This is a genomic window from Peptoclostridium litorale DSM 5388 (genome assembly GCF_900141635.1).
Classification (GTDB): Bacteria; Bacillota; Clostridia; order Peptostreptococcales; family Peptostreptococcaceae; genus Peptoclostridium; species Peptoclostridium litorale.
Genome location: NZ_FSRH01000004.1, coordinates 169,627 through 184,781, shown reverse-complemented (window position 1 = coordinate 184,781; position 15,155 = coordinate 169,627). Strand labels below are relative to the sequence as shown.

General features: G+C 41.9%; 10 protein-coding genes. All 10 read right to left on the bottom strand.

Annotated features, from left to right (window positions below; genetic code table 11):
• Positions 1-402: 402 nt before the first annotated feature.
• The 10 genes from rnr to BUQ87_RS05305 all read right to left on the bottom strand — a co-directional run bounded on the left by rnr (position 403) and on the right by BUQ87_RS05305 (position 15,151).
• Positions 403-2,535: a ribonuclease R gene (rnr, locus tag BUQ87_RS05350; RefSeq protein ID WP_038263448.1), complete on the bottom strand. Its 2,133-nt coding sequence runs from the start codon at positions 2,533-2,535 to the stop codon at positions 403-405.
• Positions 2,536-2,664: 129 nt separating this feature from the next.
• Positions 2,665-4,683: a sodium-translocating pyrophosphatase gene (locus BUQ87_RS05345; protein ID WP_038263445.1), complete on the bottom strand. Its 2,019-nt coding sequence runs from the start codon at positions 4,681-4,683 to the stop codon at positions 2,665-2,667.
• Positions 4,684-4,787: 104 nt separating this feature from the next.
• Positions 4,788-5,015 carry a preprotein translocase subunit SecG gene (gene secG / locus BUQ87_RS05340; RefSeq protein ID WP_038263444.1) on the bottom strand — a complete coding sequence of 76 codons (228 nt, stop codon included), beginning with the start codon at positions 5,013-5,015 and terminating at the stop codon, positions 4,788-4,790.
• Between the two features lie 272 nt (positions 5,016-5,287).
• Positions 5,288-6,574, bottom strand: coding sequence for a phosphopyruvate hydratase (eno, locus tag BUQ87_RS05335; RefSeq protein WP_330391255.1), 1,287 nt, complete (start codon positions 6,572-6,574; stop codon positions 5,288-5,290).
• Positions 6,575-6,661: 87 nt separating this feature from the next.
• A complete protein-coding gene (gene gpmI / locus BUQ87_RS05330; protein WP_038263438.1) occupies positions 6,662-8,209 on the bottom strand; it encodes a 2,3-bisphosphoglycerate-independent phosphoglycerate mutase in 1,548 nt (515 codons plus the stop codon).
• Positions 8,210-8,225: 16 nt separating this feature from the next.
• A complete protein-coding gene (gene tpiA / locus BUQ87_RS05325) occupies positions 8,226-8,972 on the bottom strand; it encodes a triose-phosphate isomerase (protein WP_038263435.1) in 747 nt (248 codons plus the stop codon).
• 12 nt (positions 8,973-8,984) lie between these two features.
• On the bottom strand, positions 8,985-10,175 hold the full coding sequence (locus BUQ87_RS05320) for a phosphoglycerate kinase (protein WP_038263432.1): 1,191 nt from the start codon (positions 10,173-10,175) through the stop codon (positions 8,985-8,987).
• Positions 10,176-10,347: 172 nt separating this feature from the next.
• Positions 10,348-11,685, bottom strand: coding sequence for an RNA polymerase factor sigma-54 (gene rpoN, locus BUQ87_RS05315; protein ID WP_038263430.1), 1,338 nt, complete (start codon positions 11,683-11,685; stop codon positions 10,348-10,350).
• A 350-nt stretch (positions 11,686-12,035) separates the two neighbouring features.
• Positions 12,036-13,265, bottom strand: coding sequence for a methionine gamma-lyase (gene megL / locus BUQ87_RS05310; protein ID WP_038263428.1), 1,230 nt, complete (start codon positions 13,263-13,265; stop codon positions 12,036-12,038).
• 317 nt (positions 13,266-13,582) lie between these two features.
• Positions 13,583-15,151: a sigma-54-dependent Fis family transcriptional regulator gene (locus BUQ87_RS05305; protein WP_038263425.1), complete on the bottom strand. Its 1,569-nt coding sequence runs from the start codon at positions 15,149-15,151 to the stop codon at positions 13,583-13,585.
• Between the last annotated feature and the right edge of the window lie 4 nt (positions 15,152-15,155).

Sequence of the window (15,155 nt, the reverse complement as noted above, 5' to 3'; positions counted from 1 at the left end):
CTAATTTTTTTACATTTTTTTGCATATGATATTTTAATAACATTTAACTTTCTGTTGCTGCTGGATATATTGGTGAACCGAAATGCGCCGAACTCCCGCCCCCTTTAGTATACTATATAAAACTTCATCAAAGAGCATGTGAATGGTATGAATCAGTCCGGCTTTATGGAGCTTTGCAAATGCTGTCCAGTGAAATAGCGCATGAGCGCCGATTGGAACCTTTGACTGTTTGAGCGCAGCGAGTTTCAAAGGTTCCCGGCTAGCAGGCGGCATAAGCTGCTGACAGCTTCAAAGCATAAGACGTCCGGAGGGTTTATACTTCACATGCCTGTGATATTGCAGTATACGAATTAACGAATTTAGACTTTATGAGATTCTATATATCTCTACATATGCCATATTTTACGCCATCATAAACTCTATTTCTCTTCTGTCAAGGTCAACCCTGTCCACCTTTACCTTTATGGTGTCCCCTATCCTGTACATCTTTTTCCTGTGTTCGCCTATTACAGTGTATTTTTCACTGTCGAATATATAGTAGTCGTCGGACATTGACGAAAGCCTTACAAGACCTTCTACGGTGTTGTCAAGCTCTACGAATATTCCAAATGAAGTGACGCCCGATATGAATCCTTCGTATACCTTTCCAACGTGATCTCTCATGTATTCTGCCTTTTTAAGATCTTCAACTTCCCTTTCAGCCGTTTCAGCCTCCCTTTCCCTGAGAGATGACTGCTCCGAAGACTTTGCCACTATCTCCTTGAGCTCATTTTGCCTCTTGCCGTCTATTTGTCCGTTTAGAAACTCCTTTATTATCCTGTGTATCTGAAGGTCCGGATATCTTCTTATAGGAGATGTAAAGTGCGAATAATACTTGGCCGCAAGTCCGAAGTGGCCTGTGCAGTTTGGAGCATATTTGGCCTGCTTTAGCGACCTTAGCATTATCATGCTGACCGCAAGTTCTTCCTTCTTACCGCGAATCTGGTGTAAAAGGTCCTGAAGCGCCTTTGGATGAACCTCGTCAAGGCTTCCCTTTACAACATATCCAAATGTCGATATGAATTTGTTGAAATCCTCCATCTTTTCCCTGTCTGGAGTCTCGTGTATCCTGTAGACGAACGGCATTGAAAGCCAGAAGAACTCTTCCGCAACAGTTTCATTGCATATTAGCATGAACTCCTCTATTATTCTGTTTGCTATCCTTCTGTCGTATTTTTTTATGTCGTCGACATGGCCTTTCTCGTCAAATATTATCTTGGCCTCGGGGAAATCAAAGTCGATTGCTCCCCTATTGTCTCTTCTCTTCATGAGAAGCCTTGCAAGAGTCTCCATCTTGGTAAAATCATCTATTATATGGCTGTACTTTTCAAACAGATGGGCCGTATCTTCCATTTCCCCTTTTTCAAGTATGTCTGATATATCCTCGTATATGAGCCTTGCCTTTGACCTTATGACAGTCTCGGCTATCTCATGGCTCACCACATTTGCAGAATTGTCTATCTCCATGAACACCGAAAGGGCCAGCCTGTCCACATCCGGGTTAAGGCTGCACAGGCCATTTGAAAGCTTTGGAGGAAGCATAGGTATGACCCTGTCCGCAAAGTATACTGAAGTACCCCTTTTAAGAGCCTCCCTGTCGAGCTTTGAGTTTTCCTTTACATAGTTTGTAACATCGGCTATATGGACTCCCAGTCTGTAGTTTCCATTTGAAAGCATCTCTATGGACACGGCGTCGTCAAGGTCCTTTGCATCCGCTCCGTCTATCGTGAATGTGGTCATGTCCCTTATGTCTTTTCTTCTTTGGATTTCAGCCGCAGGTATTGTCTCTTCTATACCATCTACTTCTCTTTGCACCTTTTTGGGGAAGTTCTCCGGTATTCCATGCTGCCTTATTATCGAAAGCACTTCAACCTCAGGCACTCCGCCTTTTCCTAGTATTTCAATTATTTCACCCTCAGGGCTTCTTCCCCTTTCAGGCCATTTTATTATCTTGCAGACAACCTTGTCCCCGTCATTAGCCTTCATGGAAAGCCCTTTTGAGACGTATATGTCCATGTTGAATTTTTTTTCGTCAGGGATTACAAATCCAAATTTCTTGCTCACTTCGAACCTTCCGACTATAGTGCTGTATCCCCTTTCAATTACCTTTATTATCTCTCCTTCTGACCTTCTTCCCTTTGCCCCCTGCTTTGTTACCCTGGCTATTACCTTGTCGCCGTGCATAGCTCCGTTGATGTCGGATGATGCTACAAACAGGTCTTCCACGCCTTCCTCAGTTGATTCTATGAATCCAAATCCCCTCTGGGTCACATCAAGCCTTCCTACGAAAAGGTTCATCTTCTGAGGCAGGCCGTATCTTTTATTCTTAGTCATGTACAAGAGCCCGTCCTGGACCATCTCGTCAAGGTGTTCGTAAAACAGCGGCCTTTCAGACTCATGTATGTCGAATATATCTGCAAACTCCCTTGCCGTAAGGGGATTATATGCCTCTTCCCTTATGAGCTGGAGCAGTTTTTCCTTAAGTCCCTTTTCCATGCTATCACTCCCGTTTCTTATATTATTTACCCAAATAAATTTGTGTAAAATATTTATGCATTTTTAAAATCAATAATAAAAAAAAAGCCTCTCTAAAAGAGAGGCTCTTCTATTTGCATTTCAAATGCATTACTTGCCTATCATGTTTACAAGTATTCCGCCGTACTGAACGAAAAGTGGAGCGAATACCAGTGAAACTATAGTCATAAGTTTTATAAGTATGTTTATAGATGGTCCAGAAGTATCTTTGAATGGGTCTCCAACTGTATCCCCAACGACTGCAGCCTTGTGAGGCTCGCTTCCTTTTCCACCGTGAGCTCCTGATTCTATATACTTCTTAGCGTTGTCCCAAGCTCCGCCTGCATTGGCCATCATTATAGCCATAAGAACTCCTGAAACAAGCGATCCCGCAAGAAGTCCGCCGAGAGCCTCTGTTCCAAGAAGAAGTCCTGTAGCAAGAGGTGAAAGAACTGCAAGAAGTCCAGGTATTTGCATCTCCTTAAGCGCTGCAGATGTAGATATGTCAACGCATGTTGCATATTCAGGAGTAGCTGTTCCTTCCATTATTCCCGGTATTTCCTTGAACTGTCTTCTAACTTCTTCTATCATCTCGAATGCCGCCTTACCAACAGCCTCCATAGTTATCGCAGAGAATAGGAATGGAAGCATTCCACCTATTAGCATACCTGCTATAACAAATGGGTTTGTAAGGTCTATTCCGCTTAGCTTTGCCGCTGCTGTATATGATGCGAAAAGTGCAAGGGCTGTAAGAGCCGCTGATCCTATCGCAAATCCTTTTCCTATCGCCGCTGTCGTGTTTCCAACTGCATCAAGCTTGTCAGTTATTTTTCTAACTTCGCCTGGAAGCTCACACATTTCCGCTATTCCACCAGCATTGTCAGCTATTGGTCCGTATGCGTCAACCGCGACAGTCATACCTGCCGTAGCAAGCATTCCAACCGCTGCAAGAGCTATTCCGTAAAGTCCCGCAACCGTGTAAGCTCCAATTATACCTATTGCAAGAACTATTATAGGCCAAGTTGTAGACTCCATACCTACTGCAAGTCCTGATATTATAGTTGTAGCTGGTCCTGTTTCAGCCTGCTCTGCTATTTTCTTTACATATTTGTACTCTCCAGAAGTGTATACCTCTGTAATTTGTCCTATTATCATACCTACTGCAAGTCCTATAACCACTGCAATAAATCCACTTATGTTTCCTAGAAGCTGATTTGAAAGTATGAATGCTGCTATCACAGTTATTATTCCTGCAACATATGTACCCATTTTAAGCGCCTTGTGAGGGTCTGAATTCTCGTCACCTTTAACAAAGAAAGTTCCTATTATAGAAGCTGCTATACCTACACCTGCAAGTGCAAGAGGGTAAGCTGCTCCGTTAACTCCGTAAACTATAAGTCCAAGAGTTATTGCAGCTATTATAGATCCTACATACGACTCGAAAAGGTCCGCTCCCATACCAGCAACGTCTCCAACGTTGTCTCCAACGTTGTCAGCTATAACCGCCGGGTTTCTTGGGTCGTCTTCAGGTATTCCCGCTTCAACCTTACCAACAAGGTCTGCTCCAACGTCTGCGGCCTTTGTGTATATACCCCCGCCGACACGTCCGAACAGTGCTATCGAAGAAGCTCCAAGACCGAAACCTGTAAGTATCTTTGCAGCCTCTTCTGGCGCTATATTCATTCCTGTAAGAATCAGGTAAAGCGATCCTATTCCTAGAAGTCCAAGTCCAACAACTGACATTCCCATTACAGCTCCGCCTGAGAATGCTATGCTAAGTGCCTTGTTCATTCCGCCTTCTTTAGCTGCATTTGCAGTTCTAACGTTTGCCTTTGTAGCAACCTTCATTCCAAAGAATCCTGCAAGTGTAGAGAAAAGAGCTCCTACTAGGAAGCACATAGCTGTAAGCCAGCCTATTCCAACCCCCAACACTATAAAAAGTACTACTACGAATACTACAAGAGTTTTGTATTCTCTTGTTAAAAATGCCATCGCACCTTCATAGATGTATGAAGATATTTCCTTCATTCTCTCAGTTCCTACTTCTACTGCATTTATTTTATTTGCAAGAGTAAATGCAAAGAACAATGCTATAAGTCCTATAATCGGTGCTACTACGAAATAATTCATCTTTCTACCTCCTTCAAAAATATTTTGTTTTTAACCCTTTGGTGCCAAATAGTGCCAAAAAAAATAGATGCATGCAAAAATATATAAGGCACTGACCAGGTTTTTTATTGTATAGCAACTAGTGCCAATGCTACCGCTATAAACATTATTGCGCAAACAGAAGTGATTTTTGAAAACACAGCATCCATGCCCCTTGCCTTTGTTCCCATCATCTGCTCTGCTCCTCCGGCTATGGAACCCGAAAGTCCAGCACTCTTGCCCGACTGAAGCAATACGCTCACTATGAGTACCAAGCTAACTATAAGCTGTACTACCATCAGAAAAGTTCTCATATACCCCACACCTCCTCCTTAAAATCAACAAACATATTTTAACACATGGATATTAACAAATCAAGCAAAAACTCCACTAATCGAAGTCGTACTTTGTTTCTTTTTCAAGGTGTGATTTTTCTGACTTTTTCACGCGATAAAGCATTAAACTGAAAAGCCTTTTTTTCGGGGAAAGCAAGCGCTTTCCCCGCTGTTTTTTCTGCATTTCAACATACATATGCACAATTTAATATTTTTGTGCCTGTGAATATTCTCAATTTTCGCAAATACGATTATTTGTTCTTAACGTTGTAAAAGGCATCCATCTTAGGATACTGAGCGCTGTCTCCTATTATGTCTTCTATTCTTAAAAGCTGGTTGTATTTTGCAACCCTGTCTGTTCTTGCAGGCGCACCAGTCTTTATCTGTCCTGTGTTTATTCCCACGACAAGGTCTGCTATCGTAGTATCTTCAGTTTCTCCTGAACGGTGAGATATAACTGCAGTATATCCTGCAGTCTTTGCCATTTCAATAGCGTCAAGAGTCTCTGTTATAGTTCCTATTTGGTTTGGCTTTATAAGTATAGAGTTTGCAACTCCCATTTTTATTCCCTTTGAAAGTCTTTCAGTGTTAGTTACGAAAAGGTCGTCTCCAACAAGCTGAACTCTGTCTCCAAGTCTTTCAGTAAGAAGCTTCCATCCATCCCAGTCTTCTTCCGCAAGAGCGTCTTCTATTGATATTACAGGGTACTTGTTTACAAGGTTTTCATAAAAGTCAACCATTTCAGCTGAAGAAAGAACTTTTCCCTCTCCTTCAAGATGGTATTTTCCGTCTTTGTAAACCTCTGTAGCTGCAGGGTCCATAGCTATCATTATGTCTTCCTTGGCCTTGTATCCAGCCGCTTCTATTGCCTCCATTATAACCTGTATAGCCTCTTCGTTAGACTTAAGGTCTGGAGCAAATCCACCCTCGTCTCCTATTGCAGTATTGTATCCTTTGCCCTTTAGAGTTCCTCTAAGCGCATGGTAAACCTCTGCACACATTCTAAGAGCCTCTTTAAAAGAATCAGCTCCAACAGGCATTATCATGAACTCCTGAAGGTCCACGTTGTTGTCAGCGTGCTTTCCTCCATTTATTATGTTCATCATAGGAACAGGAAGTTTCTTTGCATTTACTCCGCCAAGATATTGGAAAAGATCCATTCCAAGCTCTTCAGCGGCAGCCTTCGCAACAGCTATTGAAACTCCAAGAGTCGCGTTTGCTCCAAGCTTCGCCTTGTTTGGCGTTCCGTCGAGCTCCATAAGCTTTTTGTCTATTCCAACCTGGTCAAGCGCATTCATTCCTATTATCTCGTCTGCTATTATGTCATTTACGTTTTCAACGGCCTTTAGAACACCTTTTCCAAGATATCTGCCCTTGTCGCCGTCTCTAAGTTCAACCGCCTCAAACGCTCCTGTAGAAGCTCCAGATGGAACAGCCGCTCTTCCCACTATTCCGCTTTCAAGCGCAACTTCAACCTCCACTGTTGGATTTCCTCTTGAGTCAAGTATCTCTCTTGCGTAAACCTCTTCTATGTACATTTTCATTCCTCCTGATATTTGATTATTTTTTGTATACTATCCGCGGAGAAAAAAGCAAGCATTTTTCTCCACGGCATTAATATTATATTAGTTTTGAACCAGGCATTTTTGCTTTACAAGGCTCTCGCCGGTCATCTCATTTGGCTTTTCAAGCCCCATGAGCCCAAGCACCGTGGGTGCTATGTCGCAAAGCCTTCCGCCTTCTTTAATCTCCACGCATTCTCTTCCAGCTATCACAAAAGGCACCTTGTTTGTAGTGTGGGCAGTAAAAGGCTGTCCTGTCTCCTTGTCGATCATGTACTCGGAGTTCCCATGGTCTGCCGTTATTATGGCAGCGCCTCCCTTGGATAAGACCTTGTCTACAACCCTTCCAAGGCATTCGTCAACCGACTCTAGAGCTCTTACCACTGCCTCGATATTTCCAGTATGTCCAACCATGTCGGGGTTTGCAAAATTGAGAACAATGAAGTCGTAGTCCTTTTCATCAACTGCTATTTCAAACTTTTCAGCCACTTCATATGCAGACATTTCCGGCTGCATGTCGTATGTTGCAACCTTCGGAGACGATACGAGCACCCTGTCCTCTCCTTCATAAGGCTTTTCTACGCCTCCGTTGAAAAAGAACGTAACGTGGGCGTACTTTTCGGTTTCGGCCATTCTAAGCTGGCTTTTGCCGTTTTTGCTCAGGTATTCGCCCATTGTATTTTCAAGAACCTGCGGCCTGTATGCCACTTCCACGTTTTCTATAGTTGAATCGTATTGCGTCATAGTCACAAACATGGTATCTATCTTGCTTCTTTCAAAGCCTTCAAATGCATCATCTACCAAGGCCCTTGTAAGCTGTCTTCCCCTGTCAGGTCTGAAATTGAAAAACACTGCCGAGTCTCCCTGCTCAAGCGATGCAACAGGCTTGCTGTCATTCAGTATCACAGTGGGAATTACGAACTCGTCATTCACACCGCTTTCATATGAAGCCTTTACAGCCTCAACAGCTGAATATGCCGTATTGCCCTTTCCATTCACCATTGCATCGTATGCAAGCTTGACTCTTTCCCATCTATTGTCCCTGTCCATGGCATAGTATCTTCCCGATACCGTGGAAATCCTTCCTACGCCGCTTTCATTCATATACCCTTCAAGTTCTTCTATATATGATATTGCGCTTTGAGGAGGGGTGTCCCTTCCGTCTAAAAATGCATGTACATATACGTCAAAAAGCCCCTTGGACTTACACATGTCCAAAAGCCCCTTTAAATGCTCTATGTGGCTGTGCACTCCGCCATCCGAAAGTAGGCCCATTAAATGAAGCTTTCTGCCGTTTTTGCTTGCGTTTTCTATGGCGTTTGAAATCGCCTTATTTTTGAGTATATCGCCGCTTTCTATTTCCTTTGTTATCCTAGTAAGCTCCTGGTATACTATTCTTCCAGCTCCTATGTTGAGATGCCCGACCTCCGAATTTCCCATCTGGCCGTCTGGAAGTCCTACATCCATTCCACTTGCGGAAATTTGGGAAGTTGGCCACTCGTTTACGTATCTTTTGAAATTAGGCATGCTGGCAAGCTTTACGGCATTGCCGTACTCGTCTTCGTTTATTCCAAACCCGTCAAGTATTATAAGGGCTACCTGGTTTTTCAAATATATCAGCTCCCGCTTAAAAATTAACTAGTTTCACGAAACTTTGAGGGTCAAGACTTGCTCCTCCTACAAGGGCTCCGTCTATGTCCGGCTCATTCATTATCTCTTCAACATTTTGAGGCTTAACGCTTCCGCCATACTGCACTCTTATTTTTTCCGCAGTCTCACTCGAATATATGCTCTCAAGCGTTTGCCTTATGTACTCTATAACTTCGTTTGCATCACTGCTTGTAGCTGCCATTCCTGTGCCTATGGCCCATATAGGCTCGTATGCCACAACGATGCGCGAAGCTTGCTCATGAGTCAGTCCCTCAATCGCCTTTTCAACCTGCAGCTTGACCTTGTCCCTTGTCTTTTCAGCCTGTCTTTCCTCAAGTGTTTCCCCTACGCATACTATTGGGTTTATGTCATATTCAAGGGCTTTTTTAACCTTCTTGTTTACATTCTCGTCGGTCTCTCCAAAATACTGTCTTCTTTCAGAATGTCCTATTATCACGTAGTCCATTCCTATTTCCTTGAGGTTGAGCACTGACACCTCTCCAGTATAGGCTCCACTTTCCTCAAAGTGCATGTTCTGGGCCCCTATTTTGATGTTGCTCCCCTTTGAAACCTCCTTCATGTCCTTAAGGAGTATGAATGGAGCGCAAAGGATCACCTCTACATCAGTTCCCTCGATCTGTGGCTTTATCTCTTCTATGAATGCAACTGCTTCCTTTATAGTTTTATTCATCTTCCAGTTGCCTGCTATTATTGGTATCCTCAAGCATTTCACCTCCTATTTATCATCGAGCGCAGCTATTCCTGGAAGCTCCTTGCCCTCTAGGAATTCAAGACTTGCTCCTCCGCCAGTAGATATGTGAGTCATCTTCTCCCCATATCCCATCTGGTTTACAGCAGCAGCACTATCTCCTCCGCCTATTACAGTTACAGCGTCTGCATCTGCCATAGCCTTTGCGACAGCCCTTGTTCCACTTGCAAACTCTTCAAATTCAAATACTCCCATAGGTCCGTTCCAAACAACTGTCTTTGACTCTTTTATAGCGTTCGCAAACAGTTTTTCAGTCTCAGGTCCTATGTCAAGAGCCATTTTCCCATCTGGAACGCTTCCGCTGAAGAGCTGGGCCTTTTCATCTTCCGAGAACTTGTCTGCCGCTCTGAAGTCAACAGGCACAAGAAGTTTTATACCCTTTTTGTCGGCCTTTTCAAACATTTCTTTCGCATAGTCTATTTTGTCTTCTTCAAGAAGTGAATTTCCTATTCCAAGACCCTTCGCCTTAAGGAATGTATATGCCATTCCCCCTCCGATTATAAGAGTGTCCACCTTTTCAAGCAGGTTATTTATTACATTCAACTTGTCTGAAACCTTTGCTCCCCCAAGTATTGCTGCAAAAGGTCTCTTAGGGTTTTCAACGGCGCTTCCAAGGAATTCAAGCTCTTTTTGTATAAGGTATCCACAAACGCTCTGATCTATGAATTTTGTAACTCCTACCGTAGAGCAGTGCGCCCTGTGAGCTGTTCCAAATGCGTCATTTACGAATATGTCCGCAAGTGATGCAAGTTCCCTTGAATACCCCGTTTCATTTTTAGTCTCTTCTTTTCTGTATCTTGTGTTTTGGAGAAGAACCACATCTCCGCCTTTCATATCCTCTACTGCCTTCTTCGCATTTTCTCCGACAACATTGTCATCTGCTGCAAAATGGACGTCTTTTCCCAAAAGCTGTGAAAGCCTCTTTGCAACTGGAAGAAGTGAAAGTTCTGGCTTTGGCTCTCCCTTAGGTTTTCCAAGGTGAGAACAAAGTATAACCTTCGCCCCGTTTTTTATAAGATATTCTATTGTAGGAAGCGCTCCTATGAGTCTGCTCTCGTCTGTTATCTTTTCTCCTGAAAGCGGAACATTGAAGTCGCATCTTACAAGAACCTTTTTTCCCTTTACGTTTACATTTTCGATTGTCTTTTTGTTTAACATTATGTAACCTCCCCTTACACCCCTATTGGAATATTTTAAATATGGGATACTATTATTTTTTCAAACGCATTTATTTCACATACTTATTCTATATCAGACATACAACTTTTTCAATTCAAATTACATATTCTATATATAATTGCAAAAAAAAATCCACTTTCAAAGCGGATTTTTACAGCTCTTTTCTTTGCGACGACGAGAGTATGCCCATTTCATCCCTGTATTTTGCAACTGTCCTTCTGGAGACACTTATCCCCTTTTGGTCTAGTATGGCACATATTTTCTGGTCACTGTAAGGCTTTTTCTTGTTTTCGTCGTCTATTATATCTTTTATTATGCTCTTTATACTGTTTGCCGCAACGTCTTCGCAGCTTGGAGATCCGCTGAAGAAAAATTTCAGTTCAAAAAGCCCGTAGGGGGTAAGCATGTATTTTCCATTTACAGCCCTGCTTATTGTTGATTCATGGAATTCAAGTTCCTGGGCTATGTCCTTGAGTATCATGGGTTTTAAATAGTTAACCCCTTTTTCAAAAAATTCAATCTGCCTGTTCAGTATCTCCTGTGCAACCTTTAGTATGGTCGACTTTCTGCTTTCTATGTTTTTCATCAGGTTTGCCGCAGAATTCAGTTTTTGCTTTATATACTCCTTGGCCTCTTCATCCTGGGTGTTTAAAAGCAGATTCTGGTAGAAATCACTTATTGTTATTTTGGGGATGCTCGTCTCATTTAATCGCATCACAAACTTCCCGTCAATATTTTCAGCTATGACATCGGGAGATACATATTTTTCATTTGAAGATTCAAAAATCATTCCGGGCTTTGGTTCAAGTGACCTTATCGCCGCGCAGTACCTGCCGACAGTCTCCATGTCTATTTTGTATTTTTTACATATGTCCTTGTACTTTTTAGATGCTATCATAGAAAGGTTCTCTCTCACTATGGACTCCAGCACAGGGTCATTTATTCCCTTTTCCCGCAGCTGTATGCAAAGGCATTCCTCAAGGCTTGTTGCCCCTATTCCAGCCGGATCCAATGTTTGTATGACCCTGAGCATGTCTTTTGCCTTTTCAGTGCTTATTTTTAGAGTTTTTGAAATGTTTTCTATACTCTCTCTGAAGTAGCCGTCACTGTCCATTGAATCAATTATATATTCAGCTACAGCCTGGTCTTCCTGTTTTCTTAAAATGCAGCTTATCTGGGATTTGAGATAGTCATACATGCTCTCTTCATATCTTATCATGTTTTCAAAATTGGTCTTTTCATCTGAATTGTCTACTGCAGAGCTATACTGCTCTTTTCTTGAATTTCTTTTCATGGATTCAATGTATTTTTCCCAGTCTATAGGATCTTTTTTTTCAATCTCCATCACAGGATTTTCCTGGCCTTCTTTTGTTATCTCAATTTCAAGCTCGTTCATGTTCATATTGAGTATTGCAAGCGATTGCTTGAGCTGCTGGGTTATTATTAACTTTTGGGTTTGCTCTAAGTTTAATTTGAAATTCAGATTCAATTTGGATTATCCTCTCTAATTACATAATTTATACTTTAATTATACCAGAAAAACGCTTTCACTTAAATTCTATTCAAACACTTATAGCTTATACCCAAATTTACTGCCACAAACCTATATGAATCCCGGTAATATCCAGTCTCGTTAAGATACAACAATATCTCAGGCATGAATCAGCCCGCTACATGCCTTTTCCCAAGGCTCAACATCATTCCACATTTATATAATTCCTTGACATATCTTATTTTCAGCTTGAACAATTCTTCTTCCAAAAATAAAAAATGCAAAGCCACAAATTTGTGGCTTTGCATTTTTTATTTTTGGACATTGAGTTTTATATTTCAAAAGTATTATTCTACAAGCATGTCTACTGGCTTCTTTACAAGCATGTCAAGAGACTGCTTAAGATCGCCTATTATGTCTTCTGGATTTTCAAGCCCTACAGAAAGCCTTACAAGGCCGTCTGATATTCCTGCAGCAAGTCTTTCTTCTGGCTCATATGGAGAGTGAGTCATTGAAGCCGGGTGCTGTATTAGGGTTTCAGTATCTCCAAGGCTAACTGCAAGAGTGCAAAGCTCAACGCTGTTCATGAGCTTTCTTCCCTCTTCCACTCCGCCTTTTAGCTCGAATGCTATCATAGCTCCTGGAAGACTCATCTGCTTTTTAGCAAGCTCGTACTGCGGATGGCTTTCAAGTCCTGGATAGTAAACCTCTTCTATTGCAGGGTGAGACTCTAGGAATTTCGCAACTTCCATTGCGTTAGCGCAATGCCTGTCCATTCTCACTTCAAGAGTCTTCATTCCTCTTTGAAGAAGATAAGCATCAAACGGGCTAAGAACCGCTCCTGTCATATCCTTCACTCCAAATAGCCTTACCTGGTTTATAAATTCTTGCTTTCCTACTGCAAAACCTGCTATAACATCTCCGTGTCCATTAAGGTATTTTGTAGCAGAATGAAGAACCACGTCTGCACCAAACTCTATCGGTCTTTGAAGATACGGAGTACAGAAAGTGTTGTCAACCATTACCATGCACTCTTCATTTTCATGAGCTATGTCCGATATTGCCTTTATGTCTATAACCTTTAGCGTTGGGTTTGCAGGTGTTTCAAGATAGACAACCTTAGTGTTAGGTCTCATGGCCTTTCTTATGTTTTCTGGATTACCAGCGTCAACAAATTCAACATCCACTCCAAATCTTGTAAGCCCGTGGTTTAAAAGAGCGAAAGTGCATCCGTAAAGAGTGTCCGAAGCTATCATGTGGTCTCCAGCCTTAAGAGCGCTCCAAAGAGATGCAGATATTGCTCCCATTCCCGATGCAGTTGACATTGCAGCTTCCCCGCCTTCAAGAAGTGCTATTTTATCTTCAAGCTGTGTGTTTGTTGGATTTCCAAGTCTTGAGTATATATATCCCGGCTCTTCAAGGGCAAATCTTCTTCCGCCCTGCTCAGCAGAGTCAAATACGAATGTTGAGGTTTGGAATATAGGAGTACATAATGCTCCTGATACCGGATCCTTTTGGTGTCCCGCATGTATAGTCTTTGTTCCAAAACCCATTTTCATAATTTTTTCGCTGTTCATCTTATTACCTCCCAAATTATTTTTTAGCTATTGTTTTATTACACATAAATGCATGTCTTTAACCATATTAAAATATATTAATCTCACTATTATTTATAATATAGAGCAATTTTCATGCCACTTTTTAAGTCAATCTGTTTTTTTATGATTACATTTTTTTGACTATTCAAACTACTGGCATGACAACGTTTTCACTCTTGCCTCATACTGTATTGTAATTCACTTTATATACTATGAATAAATACGCAAAAAGGAATGGCACGATTACGTGCCATTCCTTTTGTTTTCCGGCAATATTATTTGCCGCCTGGAAATTTTTATTGCCATTGTATATTGTATTTCTTAATCTTGTTCATTATTGTCGTGTGGGAAACCCCAAGGCCCCTTGCAGCTTTTCTTATGCTGCCGCTTTTCTTTAAGGCTTCAATTATAGCCTGCTTTTCGCAAATTTCCACCACTTGTGCAAGGCTCATGTCCTCTTCAAACCTGGATATTCTCTCAATCCTCTTTAAATCCTTTTCAAAATCTATTATAAGGTGATCACGAGTCAGGAGTTTTCCCTCGCAAAGGTTGATAGCCCTTTCTATTACATTTTCAAGTTCTCTGACATTGCCCGGCCAGTCATAGTCCATAAGCCCGTTTAAAAAGCCTATTTCAAAGCCGTCTACCCGCTTTCCTATTTTTCTCCCCAGCTTGTCCATAAAGAATTTCGCCAAGAGTCCTATGTCCTCTTTTCTCTCGCTGAGAGGGGGTATATATATTGGTATCACATTGAGCCTATAATAGAGGTCTTCCCTGAAACTCCCATTTTTTATCATATCCTCGAGATTCTTGTTCGTAGCCGCTATTATCCTCACATCCACGCTTTCTTCACTACCTGAGCCTATCCTTCTTATCTTGCCCTCCTGCAGCACCCTTAGGAGCTTTGCCTGAAGGGGCATTGAAAGCTCTCCTATCTCATCCAGAAAAAGAGTGCTTCCGCTTGCCTTTATAAAGAGGCCGTCCTTTCCCGTAGCAAGAGCTCCTGTAAAGCTTCCCTTTTCATATCCGAAAAGCTCGCTTTCAAGAAGGCTCTCGGGAAGAGCCGCACAGTTGATCGCTATGAAGTCAAACGAATTTCTGTCACTCAAATTGTGTATTGCCCTTGCAAAAACTTCCTTGCCTGTACCGCTTTCTCCTCTAAGGAGTATTGTGGAATTGCTCCTTGCAACTGTTGCTGCAATTTTTTTAACTCGCTCTATGGCCCTGCTGTTTCCGACAACTTCCTTGAATGCTCCTTGGTCTGTAACAGACACTATGTTGGCAAGCTCTATGGCCTTTTCAATATCTTCAATTGACGCTACGGCTCCAAGTATCTCCCCGTTATCGCCAAGTATTGGCCTTCCCGTCGTAAGGTAGTGGAGATGCCCGTTTTTAAAATCCATTTTAAATTCCAGGTTGTCGTATTTTTCTCCCGTATCCAGAAGGTTCACTATGGGCGCATTTTCAGTTATAAGATCCCTCACGTCAGTTCCAAGAACCTCTTCCTTTTTTATTCCAAAGAGATTCTCGCAGTATCTGTTGAATATCTCGACTTCAAGATTCTTATTCACGGCTATTATTCCCTCTGCAACAGCATCTATCATTGCAATAAGCCTTCTTTCATTTTCCTCGTATGAAAGCAGCTGTATAGTCTTTATTCCTATTACCCCGTCTATTTCCATTATATCCTTTTCAACTTCATGCTTTTGGATACCTGATATGTCGTCTATTCTTATGCATACCTTTTTAGGAAATACCTCAAGTGAGTTTATATTGACCTTTTTATTATAAAGCGCAGTGAGTATTGAAAGAGTCATTCCTATCTTGTCTTTTGTAGTAATTTCATATCTCAAAGGCCCAGCCATAAAA